Raw genomic sequence first — 17329 nt, 5'->3', positions numbered from 1 at the left:
CTGTACATAATGGAGGAATTCAAATGAAAAAAGAATTTGCAGTCATCGGATTAGGTAGATTCGGAGGAAGTATTTGTAAAACATTAAGCGATCAAGGAATGGAAGTTCTGGCGATTGATATTGATGAAGAAAAGGTAAATGAGTATGCTAACGTTGCTTCGCATGCAGTAGTAGGCGATTCAATGGATGAAGGGGTTCTAAAAAGTTTAGGAATTCGTAATTTTGATCATGTTATCGTAGCTATTGGTGATAATATTCAGGCAAGTATTTTGACGACCCTTATTTTAAAAGAGCTGGGCGTTGAAAAAATAACGGTAAAAGCGCAAAATGATTATCATGCCAAAGTATTATCAAAAATTGGCGCTAATTTTATCGTGCATCCCGAACGAGATATGGGCCGAAGAATTGCCAATAACATGATTTCAAACAGCGTGCTAGATTATTTAGAGCTATCTGAAGAACACAGCATTGTCGAATTAGTAGCGAGCAAAAGAATGGCTGGCAATACACTAATTGAGTTAGACATTCGTGCAAAATATGGCATTAACATTGTAGCCATTAAGCGTGATCGAGATATCATCGTTTCTCCTCAGGCGTCCGAAACGATTCAAGAAGGGGACGTGTTGATTGTTATTGGAGCAGATGCAGATATCAACCGCTTCGAAAATAAATTTGCCAGTGCTTAATAAAAAAAGAGCAGATGCAATTGCATCTGCTCTTTTTCTTTTATTAAACCTCCATAATGATTGGTAAAATCATTGGACGGCGCTTTGTTTTTTCGTAAAGGAATGGAGCCAATGTGTCTGTGATTTCATTTTTAATCTCAGACCATTGTGACGTACGACGTTCCATCACTTTGTTCAAGTGTTTTGTAATGAGGGACTGTGCATCATTAATTAAGTCGCCAGATTCGCGCATATAAACAAAACCACGAGAGATAATGTCTGGACCAGCAGCGATCTTGAAGTCTTTCATATTGATGCTTACAACAACAATAACAAGACCTTCTTCAGATAAAATGCGGCGGTCACGAAGTACGATATTTCCAATGTCACCAATTCCGCTTCCGTCAATATATACAGAGCCTGAAGGGATTTTGCCAGCTACTGAAGCTTCGCTGTCGCTTAAAGCTAGCACTTCTCCATTATCCATAATGAAGCAGTTTTCTTCAGGAACTCCACAGTCTGTTGCAAGTTTGATGTGCATCTTCTGCATGCGATACTCACCGTGAATTGGCATAAAGTATTTTGGTTTCATCAAACGAAGCATTAATTTTTGCTCTTCCTGTCCGCCGTGTCCAGAAGTATGGATATCGTTTAGAGCACCGTGAATAACCTCTGCTCCTGCACGGAATAGCATATCAATTGTTTTGCTAACACTTACTGTATTTCCTGGAATAGGTGAAGATGAGAATACAACCGTATCTCCAGGGATAATTTGAATTTGGCGGTGAGTACCGTTTGCAATTCTAGATAGCGCTGCCATCGGTTCACCTTGGCTGCCTGTACATAAAATAGTCACGCGGTTAGCTGGAATTCGGTTAATTTGAGAAGGCTCAATGAACGTATCTTTTGGACATGAAATATATCCAAGCTGTTGGCCAATCTCAATAGCTGCTTCCATACTGCGTCCGAATACAGCAACTTTACGGTTATGCAATACGGCTGCTTCCACTACTTGCTGTAAGCGGTGAATATTTGAAGCAAACGTTGCAAAAATAATACGGCCGTCTACTTTACGGAAAATGTCATGAATGCTGTCACCTACGCGGCGCTCAGACATCGTAAAGTTAGGAATTTCACTGTTTGTACTGTCTGAAAGCAAGCATAGAACGCCTTCTTTGCCGATTTCAGCCATTTTTGTTAAGTTAGCCGGTTCGCCCACTGGTGTAAAATCAAACTTGAAATCTCCTGTATGTACGATTTGTCCGTTTGGTGTTTTTACCACAATTCCGTAAGAATCAGGAATACTGTGAGTTGTGCGGAAGAACGTTACCGATGTTTTACGGAATTTAATTACGTCATCTTCAGTAATTTCATGAAGCTGAGCTGTACGAAGCAACCCATGCTCGTCTAATTTGTTGCGAAGAAGTCCAAGGGCTAATTTCCCTGCATAAATAGGAATGTTTAATTCTCTTAATAAGTAAGGAATTCCGCCGATGTGATCTTCATGACCATGTGTAACGAAAAGGCCACGGATTTTATCTGCATTTTTTACTAAATAACTGTAGTCAGGAATAACGTAGTCAATTCCTAAAAGCTCATCTTCAGGGAATTTAATTCCTGCATCAATAAGAATAATTTCATCTTGAAACTGTACGGCATACGTATTTTTACCGATTTCGCCTAGTCCACCCAGGGCGAAAACTGCCGTTTGATTATTTTTTACAAATTTCATTTTCATCATATCTCCAATACTTTAAAATCTTCATGCTGTTGTTCATATTCTAGATAGTCTCCAGTCACTGCTTGAACAAACTCAATATTAATTGAACGCGCTTTTAACTTTTTACGAACGTCACGCTCAGAATCTGCGTTCACATACACTGTTTTTGTATTTTCACGTACAGCTACTTCACTCATTTTTTCTTGAAAATAAACTTTAAAAATCATAACAAAAATCTCTCCTTAATTCCGAAATTCAAATAACTTATTTTATTATATTATAAAATGTGTATGTATTTCATGTATTTTCTAAAGAAACTTGCTTTCACTACATTTTAGTCATCTAAATATAACAAGTCAATTAATTATAGAATAATATTAATAGGAAACGGATACAAGACTATATTTTCCGGGCGTATAAAAAATAAGGGCTATTCCATTGTACGATGCAGACACACACTCTGCAAATTTTACAACAGAAAGCCCTAAAAAAATCGATTATGCCATCGTTTTTTTACGCAATAATTCATTCCAGCGTTTTAGCAGCCTTTTTCGAAAATCTTTTAACATGATTTTTCAGCTCCTTTGTTTTTTGCAATACCTGCCTGTCTCTCTCTGTACTTCTATTATATGATGAAAAGGGAGAGGTTTCTCGTGGTTAAATATGGAAAAAATGTAAATAGGACCGCCCATTTATAGAGAAACTAGCGCTTGTTTGATATAATTGGAAAGGCTTAACAAAGAGATAAAAAATTATAAAAAATAAGGTGATAAACGTGGAACAAAAGATTATTTTTTTTGATATTGATGGAACGTTATTGGATCATGATAAAAAACTGCCTGCTTCTACAAAAAAAGCTGTCCAGCTGTTAAAAGAGCAGGGGCATGAAGTGGCAATTGCAACTGGAAGGGCTCCTTTCATGTTTAAAGATCTGCGTGAAGAGTTGGATATTCAAACATATATTAGCTTTAATGGTCAGTATATTGTTTTAAATGGAGAAGTTCTTTACAAAAACCCGTTAAATAAAGAAGAGCTTCAAGATTTAACAGCTTTTGCTGTTGAGCATGATCACCCTGTCGTATACATGGATCATGAAGATATGAAATCAAACATTGAGTTTCATGACTATATCGAATCCAGCATCAGCACGCTGAAAATTGGATTTACCCACCCTCACCACGATCCTACTTATTTCGAAGGGCGTGAAATTTATCAATCCCTCTTATTCTGTACAGCGGGAGAAGAAGCTCCTTATGAAGAAAAATTTAAGAAATTTGACTTTATTCGCTGGCATGAATTTTCAACTGATGTTTTGCCAAAAGGTGGATCAAAAGCGCGAGGAATTGAGACCATGATTGAAAAGCTTGGCTTTGACAAAAAAGATGTATATGCATTCGGAGACGGCTTAAACGATATCGAAATGCTGGAATTTGTCGGAAATGGCGTAGCGATGGGAAATGCGGAAGAAGTCGTGAAAGAAGTTGCTAATCTTGTTACAAAAGATGTAGGAGAAGATGGTATTCTCCACGGATTAGAGCTAGTAGGATTATTAAAGTAAGAAAAACGCGAGCTCTAGCTCGCGTTTTTCAGCGTTCATATGGAAAAGCATTTTCAGGTTCTTGAAATGGATTTTCTTTATTAATGTAATCATAAAACATAATTCCGTCTAAATGATCAATTTCGTGCTGAAAGACAACAGCAGGAAGACCTTTCAAACGAATTTTCACTTCTTCGCCTTCAAGCGTTGTGCCTTTTACTGTGATACGTGCATATCGAGGAACAAATCCTGGGATATCTTGATCGACAGACAAGCAGCCTTCACCGCCTGTAAGGTAGGTCTTTTCAACTGAGTGGCTAATGATCTTAGGGTTAAATAATGCATAGCTGTATAGCTTGCCTTTTTCATCCGTAACGTGTACCCCAATCATTCGTTTTGATACATTAATTTGAGGAGCGGCAAGCCCGATACCAGATCGCAGTCCATATTTAGCAGCAATTTCAGGATCTTGGCTGTTTTTTACATATTCTAATAAGCTATGTAAAATCTTTTTGTCTTCTTCAGAAGCAGGTAACGGTACTTCTTTTGCTACTTCTCGCAGCGTTGGGTGTCCGTCTTGAATAATATCGTTCATTGTAATCAACTTTCACATCTCCCTAGGCTATTTTATAGGTATAAAGTGTACCAAATCCGTATAAAAAAGTCATTACCTCGACCTTGATCACATAAATGTTTCTACTAATTATATGTATCAAACATATGGAAAAACATGCATAAGAAAAAATAAAAGCGACCGTTGGCCGCTTTTATTGTATAATTACCAGCCGCCACAGCTGCAGCCGATAATAACTAATAAAATGAACAGTACGATTAATAACACAAAACCTTTATTAGAACCGCCACAGCCATATCCACCATAACCCAACATAATGTAACCTCCCGTAGTTATCAATCCCAAGGTAAAAAGTAATAAACTCCCTTTTTTTCACGATTGGGTTAGTATAATATATTAAAAGGTGGAAAAAGGGTGTAGATAAATTGCTAATTTCCTACAAAAATTGTATAATGACCCATGAATAAGGGAGGATTTACCAGATATGAAGTGCGTCGGAAGATATATAGTTATCGGCATTGCTGCTATGTCACTAGCAGGATGTGCAGAGGGCTCATCGCCTGAGCTTGAGGTATATAATGGATTAGAAAAAGTGGTAGCACAAGAAAAGCAATTTGCTGATCAGCAAAAACCGTTAGCTGATTTAGAACAGCAAGAAAATGCGATATACGACCAAATTATTGAGCTAGGGATTAAAGATAAAAAGAAAATAAAAAATAAAGCACAAAAAGCGCAGCAGTTATTAGATGAGCGTGAAAGTAAATTACAAAAAGAAGAAAAAAGCATCAGCGCTTCGCAAAAACAATTTGAAGCGACAGAGCCGAAGATCCAAAAACTAGAGGATGGCAAAGCAAAAGAAGAGGCGCTTGAACTATCTTCGTTAATGAAGAAGCGTTATAAGGCGTACCAGTCCTTACATGATGCCTATCTTCATTCCATTGAATTAGATCGTCAGCTATATACGCTCTTTGAAAAAGACAATGTGAAATTAGAGAATCTTGAAACACAAATCGCTTCGATCAATGCTACTTATAAAGAAGTTGAAAAGAAAAAAGAAGCGTTTAACATATTAACAGCTGACTATAACAAAGCCAAAGAGGATTTTTATAACAAAACGAAGTTAAAGGTGAAAAATAGCGAGGGTAAATAAGAAGGCCTGTGAAGTTTACAGGTCTTTTTTTTTGGCTGAAAAGGAAGGTTTTCTGAAATAAAGAAAGAGTTTCGACATGATTCAAGTAAAAATTACAAAAGGTTATTGTTTTAAAAAATCGTTTATTTGTGGCAAGATAGGAGATGTGCAGACGTAAAAAAAGAAAAGGTTATTATAAAACATATAATACAGTTTGCATCTGTGTAATAGTACAGCATGTCTTTTTTATGTGTTTTATTTCACAAACTAAAAAAGCGTAATTTCTTGATGTAAATGCATTGACGAACTGTTTTAGTGTATTGTAAACTAGGTAGCGTAGTAAGTGTTGTATTAATCATTTTTGCAAAATAATTAATACAGTTTAACGAAACGCTCGTTTCGCTTAAACTTTCCTTTTACGTAAATGTTTGCACAGAATTCGCTGGGGAATACATAGAAATGTTAAGGATTAGCGAATTCAAAAAGCTACTCGACAAAATATGACTTTTACTTGTCCATTTGGGACATTCTAAAAGCGTGTATGTTTGTTTGATTAGTAAAATGAATTTATACGGCTTAAATGAAAGGAAGAGGTGACTTAGATGGCTGCTAAAACTAAAAAGGCTATTATTGATGTATCAAAGCAACTTGATAAAATCGCTGAGCAGTACCAAACGTTCCAAATTCTTAATGAAGAGGGCGAAGTAGTAAATAAATCAGCGTTGCCAGATTTATCTGACGAAAAATTAAAAGAGTTAATGACTCGCATGGTATACACTCGTATTCTTGATCAACGTTCAATTTCATTGAACCGTCAAGGTCGTTTAGGTTTCTATGCACCAACTGCTGGGCAAGAAGCTTCTCAAATCGCTTCACATTTCGCATTAGAAAAAGAAGACTTCATTTTACCTGGGTACCGTGATGTGCCTCAGTTAATTTGGCATGGTCTTCCACTATATCAAGCGTTCTTATTCTCTCGTGGTCATTTCCACGGTAACCAAGCGCCAGAAGGTGTAGATATACTTTCTCCACAAATCATCATCGGTGCACAAATCGTGCAAACTGCTGGTGTGGCACTAGGTCTTAAAAAGCGCGGTAAAAAAGCAGTAGCGATCACTTATACAGGTGACGGCGGAGCTTCACAAGGTGACTTCTACGAAGGTATGAACTTCGCAGGTGCATTCAAAGCTCCGGCAATCTTTGTTGTACAAAACAACCGCTTTGCAATTTCAACACCAGTTGAAAAGCAATCTGCAGCACGTACAATCGCTCAAAAAGCAGCGGCTGTTGGTATCCCAGGCGTTCAAGTAGACGGTATGGATGCACTAGCAGTATACGTTGCAGTAAGCGAAGCTCGTGAGCGTGCAGTAAACGGTGAAGGTCCAACTTTAATTGAAACATTAACTTACCGTTATGGTCCACATACAATGGCTGGTGACGATCCAACTCGTTATCGTACAGCTGAGCTTGACACTGAGTGGGAAAAGAAAGATCCACTTGTTCGCTTCCGTAAATTCTTAGAAGCTAAAGGCATCTGGAATGAAGAAGAAGAAAACAAAGTAATCGAGCAAGCTAAAGAAGATATCAAGCAAGCTATTAAGAAGGCTGACGATTATCCAAAACAAAAAGTTACAGATTTAATGGAAATCATGTACGAAACTATGCCTTCAAACTTACAAGAGCAATATGAAATCTACAAAGAGAAGGAGTCGAAGTAAGCCATGGCGCAAATGACAATGATTCAAGCGATTACTGATGCGTTACGCACAGAAATGAAAAACGACGAAAACGTATTAGTTTTTGGTGAAGACGTTGGCGTAAACGGTGGAGTATTCCGTGCGACTGAAGGTCTTCAACAAGAATTCGGCGAAGATCGCGTATTCGATACGCCATTAGCTGAATCTGGTATCGGTGGTCTTGCTGTGGGTCTATCGACTCAAGGTTTCCGTCCGGTTCCTGAAATTCAATTCTTTGGTTTCGTATACGAAGTACTTGATTCTGTATCAGGTCAAGCTGCACGTATGCGCTACCGTTCTGGCGGTCGCTGGAATGCACCAATCACATTCCGTTCACCATTCGGTGGAGGCGTTCATACACCAGAACTTCACGCTGATAGCTTAGAAGGTATCGTAGCATCTCAACCTGGTTTAAAAGTTGTAATTCCTTCAACTCCATACGATGCAAAAGGTCTTTTAATTTCATCAATTCGTGATAACGATCCGGTTGTATACTTAGAGCACATGAAGCTTTACCGTTCATTCCGTCAAGAAGTGCCTGAAGAATCATATACAATTGATTTAGGTACAGCTGATGTGAAACGTGAAGGTACAGACGTAACGCTTATCGCTTACGGTGCAATGGTACACTCATCATTAAAAGCAGCTGAAGAACTAGAAAAAGAAGGTATCTCTGCTGAAGTAGTGGACTTACGTACAGTTCAACCTTTAGATATCGATACAATTCTTGCATCAGTTGAAAAAACTGGTCGCGTAGTAGTAGTTCAAGAAGCTCAAAAACAAGCTGGTATCGCAGCTAACGTTGTAGCTGAAATTAACGATCGTGCAATCTTAAGCTTAGAAGCACCAGTATTACGTGTAACAGCACCGGATACTGTGTTCCCATTCTCTCAAGCTGAGGGCGTATGGTTACCAGACCACAAAGATATCGTTGAAACAGCTAAGAAAGTACTTGAATTTTAATTAGCATTTTACTGTGATAGAAATCAGCTTTGTGCTGATTTCTGTCTTAGATAAAATAAACACTAACAAATTGAACGCAACTAACTAGGAGGGTGAAGACACGTGGCATTTGAATTTAAACTGCCGGATATCGGTGAAGGTATCCACGAAGGTGAAATTGTAAAATGGTTCGTAAAAGCTGGAGATGAAATTGATGAGGATGATGTACTAGCAGAAGTACAAAATGACAAAGCTGTTGTTGAAATCCCATCTCCTGTAAAAGGTAAAGTATTAGAAGTAAAAGTTGACGAAGGTACAGTAGCTACTGTAGGACAAGTTATCGTTACTTTTGATGCTCCTGGATACGAAGACTTAAAATTCAAAGGTGACGATCATGATGATGCACCAGCAGAAGAAGCTAAAGAAGAAGCTTCAACTGAAGAAGTGACTGAAGAAGCAACAGCTCCTGCAGCACAAGCTGATGTTGATCCTAACCGTAAAGTAATTGCTATGCCTTCAGTGCGCAAATATGCTCGTGAAAAAGGTGTAGACATTAAAGCTGTTCCTGGTTCAGGTAAAAACGGACGTATTGTTAAAGATGACATCGATGGCTTCCTATCTGGTGGTTCTACAGCTACAGCAACTGCTGAAGCTCCAGCTAAAGAGGAAACTGCTTCAGCTGAACCAAAAGCAGCAGCAGCACAAGCTATTCCTGAAGGCGACCTACCAGAAACTCGCGAGAAAATGAGCGGTATCCGTCGTGCAATCGCAAAAGCTATGGTTAACTCTAAACACACTGCTCCACACGTAACCTTAATGGATGAAATCGATGTAACAGCTCTTGTTGCTCATCGTAAAAAATTCAAAACAGTTGCAGCAGATCAAGGTATTAAATTAACATTCTTACCTTACGTGGTAAAAGCGTTAACTTCAGCACTTAAGAAGTTCCCAGCTCTTAACACTTCAATCGATGACTCTACTGATGAAGTAATTCAAAAACATTACTACAACATCGGTATCGCTGCTGACACTGAAAAAGGTCTTTTAGTACCAGTTGTGAAAAATGCTGATCGTAAATCTGTGTTCGAAATTTCTGATCAAATTAACGACCTTGCTGGAAAAGCACGTGATGGTAAATTAGCTCCTGCTGAAATGAAAGGCGCTTCTTGTACAATCACAAATATCGGTTCTGCTGGTGGACAATGGTTTACTCCTGTTATCAACCACCCAGAAGTTGCAATTCTAGGTATCGGACGTATCGCTGAAAAACCAGTTGTACGCGACGGTGAAATTGTAATTGCTCCAGTATTAGCATTATCACTAAGCTTTGACCACCGTATTATCGATGGCGCAACAGCTCAAAACGCTCTTAACCAAATCAAGCGTTTATTAAATGATCCAGAATTATTATTAATGGAGGCGTAATAAATGGTAGTAGGAGATTTCCCAATCGAAACTGATACTCTTGTCATTGGTGCTGGCCCTGGTGGCTACGTTGCAGCAATTCGTGCAGCTCAATTAGGTCAAAAAGTTACAATCGTAGAAAAAGGTAACCTTGGAGGCGTATGCTTAAACGTTGGTTGTATTCCTTCAAAAGCATTAATCGCTGCAGGTCACCGTTTTGAACACGCTAAACATTCTGAAGACATGGGGATTATCGCTGAGAACGTAACAGTTGATTTCTCTAAAGTTCAAGAATTCAAAAACGGCGTTGTAAACAAACTTACTGGCGGTGTTGAAGGCCTTCTTAAAGGTAACAAAGTTGACATCGTAAAAGGTGAAGCTTACTTCGTTGACAGCGAAACTGTACGTGTAATGGATGAAAATTCTGCACAAACGTACAAATTCAAAAATGCTATCCTTGCAACTGGTTCTCGCCCAATCGAGATCCCTGGATTCAAATTCTCTGAGCGCGTAATCAACTCTACAGGTGCATTAGCGCTTAAAGAAGTTCCTAAAAAATTAGTTGTAATCGGTGGAGGTTACATCGGTACTGAGCTTGGTACTGCTTTTGCTAACTTCGGTACAGAAGTTACATTTGTAGAAGCTGCTGATGAAATCTTAGCTGGTTTTGAAAAACAAATGAGTTCACTTGTTAAACGTAACCTTAAGAAAAAAGGAAACGTTGAAATCTATACAAAAGCAATGGCTAAAGGTGTTGAAGAAACTGCTGACGGCGTACAAGTTACGTTTGAAGTAGGCGGAGAGTCAAAAGTAATCGATGCTGACTACGTATTAGTTACTGTAGGTCGTCGTCCTAATACTGATGAGCTTGGTCTTGAGCAAGTTGGCGTTAAAATGACTGACCGTGGCCTTATCGAAATCGATAACCAAACTCGTACATCTGTAAGCAATATCTTTGCAATTGGTGATATCGTAACTGGACCACCACTTGCACACAAAGCTTCTTACGAAGGTAAAATCGCAGCTGAAGTAATCGCTGGCGAACCTGCTGAAATTGACTACTTAGGAATTCCAGCAGTTGTATTCTCTGAGCCTGAGCTTGCATCTGTAGGTTATACTGAAGCACAAGCGAAAGAAGAAGGATTAGCTGTTAAAGCTTCTAAATTCCCATTTGCTGCTAACGGACGTGCGCTTGCACTTAACGCTGCAGAAGGCTTCTTAAAGCTTGTCACTCGTAAAGAAGACGGAGTAGTTGTTGGTGCTCAAATCGCTGGACCTAGCGCATCTGATATGATCGCTGAGCTTGGTCTTGCTATCGAAGCTGGCGTAACAGCTGAAGATATCGCATTAACAATTCACGCTCACCCAACATTAGGTGAAATCACAATGGAAGCTGCTGAAGTAGCTATTGGAAGCCCAATTCACATTGTAAAATAATGTTTTTAAAAAGCTGATGCGTATGCATCAGCTTTTTTTTTTGAAGAAAACGGTTTTCATAAAGTATCAGATGCTTGTCAGACAGTTTTTGTGGATGATGAGTATCTCCTTTAGAGGAAACGTGTAAAAAGCGCTGAGGCAGTCTTAAATGAGCTCTAGATGCATACATATGAAGTGGGACGTGCTTTCCTTATAGGTAGATAAAAGAATTGCTCTTTTGGATAACGAATGAAAAGGCGGCGAAGGAGCTATGAAGACGTATTTCGTTTGGAGCTTACACATTGTTATTTGGGTGGGTTATTCACTGGTTGAATTGCTATCAAAACGTGATCAGTTGACATCTAAAATTATTTTATTTTTAGTATTTGCTTATTTAGCTTACGGCATAGCAGAAATGAACGTCAAATCTAAAAGACTGGCGCTTATGATGACGGGTACGACTTCAGCTGTCTGCTTGACATGTTATCAACTAATTTTATTTTGCACAGCGTAAGATTGCATAAAAAAAGCGTTAGCTTATATAAGCTAACGCTTTTTTTGTCTTACACAGATTTCTTTTCTCTTTTCAATGCGCCTTCTTCTTTAAATGCTTTCATTAATGAGAAGACGGTTAGCACCAGCACAATTGAGAATGGAAGTGCTGCTATAATCGCAGCTGTTTGGAGCGCGTCCAAACCACCTGTCCAAAGCAGAATGATTGCTGTTAACGATTGAATTAATCCCCACGTAAGTTTAATAGAGCCTGAAGGATTTAGATCACCATTTGTTGTCTGCATTCCTAAAACAAATGTAGCTGAGTCAGCTGATGTAATAAAGAACGTAGCAATTAAGCAAATAGCGACAATGGACATGAACGTACCAAATGGAAACTGTTCAAGTACATAGAATAAAGCAACTTCTGTTCCTTTATTGTTGATAACATCCATAACAGGAAGATCCTTAAAAAAGTCTAAGTAGACCCCAGAACCTCCGAATACAGCAAACCATAATCCACCAAATACGGTCGGAACAGCTAGTACACCAATTAAAAATTCTCGAATGGTTCTGCCTCGTGAAATACGAGCAATGAACGTACCAACGAACGGTGCCCAAGCGATCCACCATGCCCAGTAGAAAATTGTCCAATCTTGAACCCAGGTGCTGTTATCAAACGGGCTCAATCGAAAACTCATTGACGGCAAGTTTTGAATGTAGCTGCCAATGGTTGTAACGAATAAGTCCATAATAAAGTTGGTTGGACCTGCAAATAACAAGAACAGCATTAGCAGAATAGCTAAAACAATATTAATGTTACTCAAATACTTAATACCTTTGTTCAGCCCCGTCTGTGCTGACAGCATGAACAAGAACGTCACGATAATAATAACAATTAATTGAGTCGTGAAATTATTGTCAATACTTGGCGACAAGTAAGAGGCTCCACCGGTAATTTGAATAGCGCCCAGTCCTAGAGACGTTGCCACCCCAAAAATAGTTGCAAATACGGCGATGACGTTTATGATCGTTCCAAGAGGTCCATCAACACGTTTTCCTAATAGTGGACGTAAAATATTGCTGATGATGAATGGATAACCTTTTCTAAATTGAAAATATGCAAGGGCCAGTGCAAGAACGGAATAAATAGCCCAAGGATGTAAACCCCAGTGGAAAAACGAATAACGTAGAGCTGCACGAGCTGATTCTGCTGTACCGCCTTCACCAGAAGGTGGAGTATGAAAATGATTGATTGGTTCTGAAACACCCCAGAATACAAGTCCAATCCCCATACCAGCACTAAATAACATGGCAAACCACGAGACATAACCATACTGAGGCTTTTCGTCAGGTTTACCTAATTTAATGTTTCCGTACTTTGAAAAAATTAAGTACAGCGTAAAAACCAAGAATAATGTAGCCGCTAATAAATAATACCAGCCAAATTTCTCGATGATAAAACTATGTATTGCCGATGTAACAGGTGTGAGCGCTGCGCTTCCTAGCGTAGATTCCGGAATAACACCCCATACGATAAATACTGCAGCAATAATAACCGAAATGATAAAAACGGGAGTCAGTTTTTTCATCGATTAACACTCCTTTCCTATTCTATTTTACATAACATAGTGTTTCATATAGCCTTTTCAGCTATACATGAAACCACATGGTTATACATTTTAGTGAAGTTTGTATGAAATGTCTACCCTATTAGTAAGAAAAAGCGGAAAGAGAACAAATTCTTATTTTTCTTAATTATTTTAAAGTGCTGAAATAGATGTGAAATTAGACATTGTTTTTTCATATAAATAGAGATGATGCTAAGCGTTCAGCTTTTTGAAAACAAATATAACATTTATGTGAAAAATATTTTTAATGTGACATACTAATTAGTTGTTGACATATTTAATGTGACATAATAATATAATATCAAGAGTTGTAAAACGCTTACAAAAAAGACGGTTAAAGGGGAGTTTACAAAATGGGAACAATCGTATGTCAAACATGTAACTGCACAATTGATCATTTCGAAGATGAGAAAGTGACGCGATTATACTCAACATGTAAAAGCGGAGAATGTCAAAAGGCAGATGAAGATTTAGATTAATTCAATAAAAAAAGGTGCGGATTTCCGCACCTTTTTTATTGAATTGCTTTATGTTCTTTAATGACACGAAATGTTTTTAATTCAAAATCTTCCGGACCCTGCACAGGTAAACCTGCCTCTAAGTTTGTTTCAATGTAGGTTAAATTTTCCTCAGTGATGATTTCCCCAGGAATAAAAATAGGAATACCAGGAGGGTAGACCATCACAAATTCCGCAATAATACGGCCTGCCGATTCATGAAAAGGTACCACTTCGGTTTCAGCGTAAAAAGCATCGCGAGGTGTTAAAGCCAATACAGGAATATCAGGCAATAAAATAGCCGGTTTTGCCGTTGTCTCAGAAAGATTATGGAATTTTGCAGATAACTCACGCAGAGCCATGATCAGACGTGAAAGGTCTTCCTCTGTATCTCCAGGCGTGATAATACATAGAATATTATAAAGGTCAGACATTTCAACTTCGATATTATGAGCTTCACGCATCCATTTTTCTACGTCATAGCCCGTAATTCCTAAATCTGAAACAGAAATAATTAATTTAGTAGGGTCTAAATCATACGTAGCTTTTGTCCCTAAAATTTCTCTGCCTATACATCGGATATGCTCAATGGTATTAATTTCTCTTCGTGCTTTTTCAGCAAGAGAAATTGCACGTTCAGCCAGCTCTTTTCCTTCTGTAGCTAATCGTTTTCGTGCAACATCTAAAGAAGCCAGCAGCAGATAAGATGTTGATGTTGTTGTCAGCATGCTTAAAATAGACTGTACACGTTTTGGAGAAATTAAGCCTTCGCGTATGTTTAGAATTGAACTTTGCGTCATAGAGCCGCCTAATTTATGCACGCTTGTTGCTGCCATATCTGCGCCGGCCTGCATAGCAGACAAAGGCAAATCATCATGGAAGTGAATATGAACGCCGTGAGCTTCATCAACAAGTACAGGAACTTGATACGAGTGGGCAATTTCTACGATTTTACGAAGGTCTCCGGAAATTCCAAAATAAGTTGGATTGATAACAAGCACTGCTTTTGCTTCAGGGTGCTGCTTTAAGGCTTTTTCTACAGAGTCCGATGTAATACCGTGAGAAATGCCAAGATTTTCGTCAATTTCAGGGTGAATAAAAATAGGCGTAGCTCCTGAAAAAACAATCGCACTCATAACAGATTTATGCACGTTTCTAGGAACGATAATTTTATCTCCAGGCCCACATGTCGCCATGACCATTGCCATAATTGCTCCGCTCGTTCCTTGAACAGAGAAAAAAGTATGGTCAGCACCGAATGCTTCTGCAGCTAAATCCTGCGCTTGTTTGATAATGCCTTTTGGCTGGTGAAGGTCATCAAGAGGACCGATATTAATTAAATCAATGGATAAAGCATCATCGCCAATAAATGAGCGGAATTCAGGATCCATTCCATTTCCTTTTTTATGTCCAGGGATATGGAATTGTGTTGGGTTTTTCTTAGCGTGATTAACCAATCCAGTAAATAATGGAGTTGAAAATTGAGAAGACAACTTTGCTATACACCTCTTTTATCATAAATTGTCAGTCCCTCTAAGCAAAGCTTAGAGGGACTTTGATTGTTTTTTTATCAAATTACAGCATTCAATTTTATATACCAAAAACTAGTGGCTGTTGAATTCTACATATTAAAATATCACATCTTTTTTCTATAAAAGAAATTCAACAGAAATGCTATTCGGCAGTTTTCTTGATTTTAACCATTATATAAATGAATGAAACGTGTATGTTTACTACTGTTTGATAATATAAATACAATTTTTAGTTAAAAAAATACAAGTAATTGTAAACTGCTTATTACTAATGATTTTATAGTTCTTTATGTTTTGAAAATCCCCATAAAACAAAAGAATTATAGCACTTATTAACCCATTTGCAAAGATATTTTAAAGAGAAAATAAAAAGAAAAAAAAGGAGAAATTCTTTTGTGTGAAAAGAGAATAAATTTTGTGTACATTATAGATTGTGATAGAGTTAAGAATATAGATATACATAGATTGAAGAAATAAATGGAGTGATGAGAAGTGGAATATCAATACCCTATCTCCCTTGATTGGAGTACAGAAGAAATTATTGATGTAGTAAAGTTTTTTGAAAGCATTGAACGAGCTTATGAAAAAGGTATTGAGCGTGATCACCTAATGGCAGTCTATCGCCGATTTAAAGAAATTGTGCCAAGTAAAGCAGAAGAAAAAACAATCTGTAACGATTTTGAAGATCAAAGCAAATACTCTTCTTATCGAACGATTCAAAAAGCAAAGGCTGCTTCTTCTGGAGACATCATAAAAATGTAAAAAATGGAGCCAAGCTTGGCTCCATTTTTTTTATATCAATTCGTTAAAATTATGCATATGCTTTTTTAGTTAGTTCATATAATGGAGTTACCGTATGAAATGTTTGTTCAATACGAGCTATCCATTCTTCGCCGTTCATTGCAATCGCTTCTTCTTTTGGAATTGTAATACCGCATAGGATCTCAGCTTTTTTAACCGTCTCTAGACGTTTAAACAAACTCTCTAAGTCTTCAGAAGATAAGTCGCCCATTTTGTCACTATCAGGTTTTGTATGATCTTTTGACCAAACAAACGAGGCTGGGATATTTTGACGAATCTCCTCAATGTTTTGTTTTAGCAGCTTTCCAAATTGTTCTTTAATAGGTGATTCGTAAATGACGGCGAACCACACAAAGACATGTGTTTCCCAAAGGCCAATTTGAAAATGAGGGAGCTTTTTATACCCGCGTTTACTGTTAGCAAAGGCTACCCACGTATCTGCTGGCGGGTTAACTGTTCTTCGTGCATGTTTGGCAATGTGTACGAACATTTCATCTCCACACAGTGAAGAAAGAGTAGGAGCAAAATGATTGCTCAATTGTTCGAATTTTGGGCGTATCGTTGTCTTGATGGCTTCCATACGTGCATCAAGTCCCTCGATACGGAATACGTTAAAGTCATCTTGTGAAAATCCTGAGAATGCCATGTGAAACCTCCGTTTTTTAGTGAATATGTATAGCTGCTGTGCATCTATGCAAGTAAGTATGATTTACGCGAAGATTCTACCACATGAAAAGCATAAACACCAATTAATTCGCATATGCTTGTCAAAACGTGTCTATCATTTTTTTATAGGTAATCACACAATTTAGTTACATGAGATTAGGTTTCGACATAGACTATATCAATCAAAATATCTGAAAATTTAGTTTTCTATAAGCGGGTTCAATAATTTGAGAGGGGTGTTTGAAACATGAAACAAGTGGTGAATATGTATAAGAAGAATGATGGACAAAAAAGATTAGGTGTAATTCGTTTGGAGTTAGATTACGAGTTAGCGACGTTATATGAAGCCATGATGGAGAATAATGAGGAACAAAAACAAAAATGTAAGCGAAAGCTCGAGAAACTTCGTGAAGAAATGATATCTCTTCAGTAGCAGATACGGGAATAAAATAGAACAAATAAGGGTAAACTGTAAAAAAGGATTAAACTGAATGAGCAGATTCATAAGTGGTAACAGAGCACGTGGGAGAAGAAGCGGCAGTTCTTCTCCCACGTGCTCTGTTAATTGACATCTTGCAGAGGTTTTT

General features: G+C 37.9%; 18 protein-coding genes. 11 read left to right on the top strand and 7 right to left on the bottom strand.

Annotated elements, in window-relative coordinates; genetic code table 11:
* Nucleotides 1-23 precede the first annotated feature (23 nt).
* Nucleotides 24-686, top strand: coding sequence for a potassium channel family protein (locus ACFX4R_RS06455; protein ID WP_013056047.1), 663 nt, complete (start codon nt 24-26; stop codon nt 684-686).
* Between the two features lie 43 nt (nt 687-729).
* On the opposite strand, the gene rnjA is transcribed toward ACFX4R_RS06455, so the two are convergent.
* Nucleotides 730-2397 (bottom strand): ribonuclease J1, encoded by a 1668-nt coding sequence (gene rnjA, locus ACFX4R_RS06450; RefSeq protein ID WP_013056048.1) that lies wholly within the window; start codon nt 2395-2397, stop codon nt 730-732.
* A gap of 5 nt (nt 2398-2402) precedes the next feature.
* Entirely contained in the window at nt 2403-2612 is a 210-nt protein-coding gene (locus ACFX4R_RS06445; protein ID WP_013056049.1) for a DNA-dependent RNA polymerase subunit epsilon, read from the bottom strand.
* A 548-nt stretch (nt 2613-3160) separates the two neighbouring features.
* On the opposite strand from ACFX4R_RS06445, the gene ACFX4R_RS06440 reads away from it, so the two are divergent.
* On the top strand, nt 3161-3943 hold the full coding sequence (locus ACFX4R_RS06440) for a Cof-type HAD-IIB family hydrolase (protein WP_162213857.1): 783 nt from the start codon (nt 3161-3163) through the stop codon (nt 3941-3943).
* A 28-nt stretch (nt 3944-3971) separates the two neighbouring features.
* Here the strand turns inward: ACFX4R_RS06440 and def are convergent, their stop codons facing one another.
* Together def and ACFX4R_RS06430 are read right to left on the bottom strand one after the other, a co-directional pair.
* Nucleotides 3972-4526 carry a peptide deformylase gene (def, locus tag ACFX4R_RS06435; protein ID WP_013056051.1) on the bottom strand — a complete coding sequence of 185 codons (555 nt, stop codon included), beginning with the start codon at nt 4524-4526 and terminating at the stop codon, nt 3972-3974.
* A gap of 174 nt (nt 4527-4700) precedes the next feature.
* Nucleotides 4701-4811, bottom strand: coding sequence for a YjcZ family sporulation protein (locus tag ACFX4R_RS06430; RefSeq protein ID WP_016763434.1), 111 nt, complete (start codon nt 4809-4811; stop codon nt 4701-4703).
* A 169-nt stretch (nt 4812-4980) separates the two neighbouring features.
* On the opposite strand from ACFX4R_RS06430, the gene ACFX4R_RS06425 reads away from it, so the two are divergent.
* The 6 genes from ACFX4R_RS06425 (at nt 4981) to ACFX4R_RS06400 (ending at nt 11637) form a co-directional block, all read left to right on the top strand.
* Nucleotides 4981-5646 carry a YkyA family protein gene (locus tag ACFX4R_RS06425; RefSeq protein WP_162213858.1) on the top strand — a complete coding sequence of 222 codons (666 nt, stop codon included), beginning with the start codon at nt 4981-4983 and terminating at the stop codon, nt 5644-5646.
* A gap of 581 nt (nt 5647-6227) precedes the next feature.
* Nucleotides 6228-7343: a pyruvate dehydrogenase (acetyl-transferring) E1 component subunit alpha gene (gene pdhA / locus ACFX4R_RS06420; protein WP_013082293.1), complete on the top strand. Its 1116-nt coding sequence runs from the start codon at nt 6228-6230 to the stop codon at nt 7341-7343.
* Nucleotides 7344-7346: 3 nt separating this feature from the next.
* Nucleotides 7347-8324, top strand: coding sequence for an alpha-ketoacid dehydrogenase subunit beta (locus tag ACFX4R_RS06415; protein ID WP_013056055.1), 978 nt, complete (start codon nt 7347-7349; stop codon nt 8322-8324).
* A 102-nt stretch (nt 8325-8426) separates the two neighbouring features.
* The gene (locus tag ACFX4R_RS06410; RefSeq protein WP_013082294.1) at nt 8427-9728 is read left to right on the top strand and encodes a dihydrolipoamide acetyltransferase family protein; all 1302 of its coding nucleotides are present in this window, start codon (nt 8427-8429) and stop codon (nt 9726-9728) included.
* 3 nt (nt 9729-9731) lie between these two features.
* Nucleotides 9732-11144, top strand: coding sequence for a dihydrolipoyl dehydrogenase (gene lpdA, locus ACFX4R_RS06405; protein WP_377569154.1), 1413 nt, complete (start codon nt 9732-9734; stop codon nt 11142-11144).
* Between the two features lie 250 nt (nt 11145-11394).
* Entirely contained in the window at nt 11395-11637 is a 243-nt protein-coding gene (locus ACFX4R_RS06400) for a hypothetical protein (protein ID WP_043979546.1), read from the top strand.
* Nucleotides 11638-11686: 49 nt separating this feature from the next.
* Here ACFX4R_RS06400 and ACFX4R_RS06395 read toward each other — a convergent pair whose 3' ends face one another.
* Nucleotides 11687-13207 carry a glycine betaine uptake BCCT transporter gene (locus ACFX4R_RS06395; protein ID WP_057241788.1) on the bottom strand — a complete coding sequence of 507 codons (1521 nt, stop codon included), beginning with the start codon at nt 13205-13207 and terminating at the stop codon, nt 11687-11689.
* 392 nt (nt 13208-13599) lie between these two features.
* Between ACFX4R_RS06395 and ACFX4R_RS06390 the strand changes: the two genes are divergently transcribed.
* The gene (locus tag ACFX4R_RS06390; RefSeq protein WP_013056059.1) at nt 13600-13725 is read left to right on the top strand and encodes a GapA-binding peptide SR1P; all 126 of its coding nucleotides are present in this window, start codon (nt 13600-13602) and stop codon (nt 13723-13725) included.
* A gap of 35 nt (nt 13726-13760) precedes the next feature.
* On the opposite strand, the gene ACFX4R_RS06385 is transcribed toward ACFX4R_RS06390, so the two are convergent.
* Nucleotides 13761-15236 (bottom strand): aminotransferase class I/II-fold pyridoxal phosphate-dependent enzyme, encoded by a 1476-nt coding sequence (locus ACFX4R_RS06385; protein ID WP_043979540.1) that lies wholly within the window; start codon nt 15234-15236, stop codon nt 13761-13763.
* Between the two features lie 531 nt (nt 15237-15767).
* Between ACFX4R_RS06385 and ACFX4R_RS06380 the strand changes: the two genes are divergently transcribed.
* Nucleotides 15768-16037: a UPF0223 family protein gene (locus ACFX4R_RS06380; protein WP_013056061.1), complete on the top strand. Its 270-nt coding sequence runs from the start codon at nt 15768-15770 to the stop codon at nt 16035-16037.
* A 49-nt stretch (nt 16038-16086) separates the two neighbouring features.
* Here the strand turns inward: ACFX4R_RS06380 and ACFX4R_RS06375 are convergent, their stop codons facing one another.
* Nucleotides 16087-16722: a YktB family protein gene (locus ACFX4R_RS06375; RefSeq protein WP_057241789.1), complete on the bottom strand. Its 636-nt coding sequence runs from the start codon at nt 16720-16722 to the stop codon at nt 16087-16089.
* A 267-nt stretch (nt 16723-16989) separates the two neighbouring features.
* On the opposite strand from ACFX4R_RS06375, the gene ACFX4R_RS06370 reads away from it, so the two are divergent.
* Nucleotides 16990-17175 carry a hypothetical protein gene (locus ACFX4R_RS06370; protein WP_013056063.1) on the top strand — a complete coding sequence of 62 codons (186 nt, stop codon included), beginning with the start codon at nt 16990-16992 and terminating at the stop codon, nt 17173-17175.
* Nucleotides 17176-17329: the final 154 nt, after the last annotated feature.

Source organism: Priestia sp. YIM B13490, from assembly GCF_042787735.1.
Lineage (GTDB): Bacteria > Bacillota > Bacilli > Bacillales > Bacillaceae_H > Priestia > Priestia megaterium.
The sequence above is the reverse complement of the archived record's forward strand: the minus strand, read 5'-3'. Positions and strand labels throughout refer to the sequence as shown.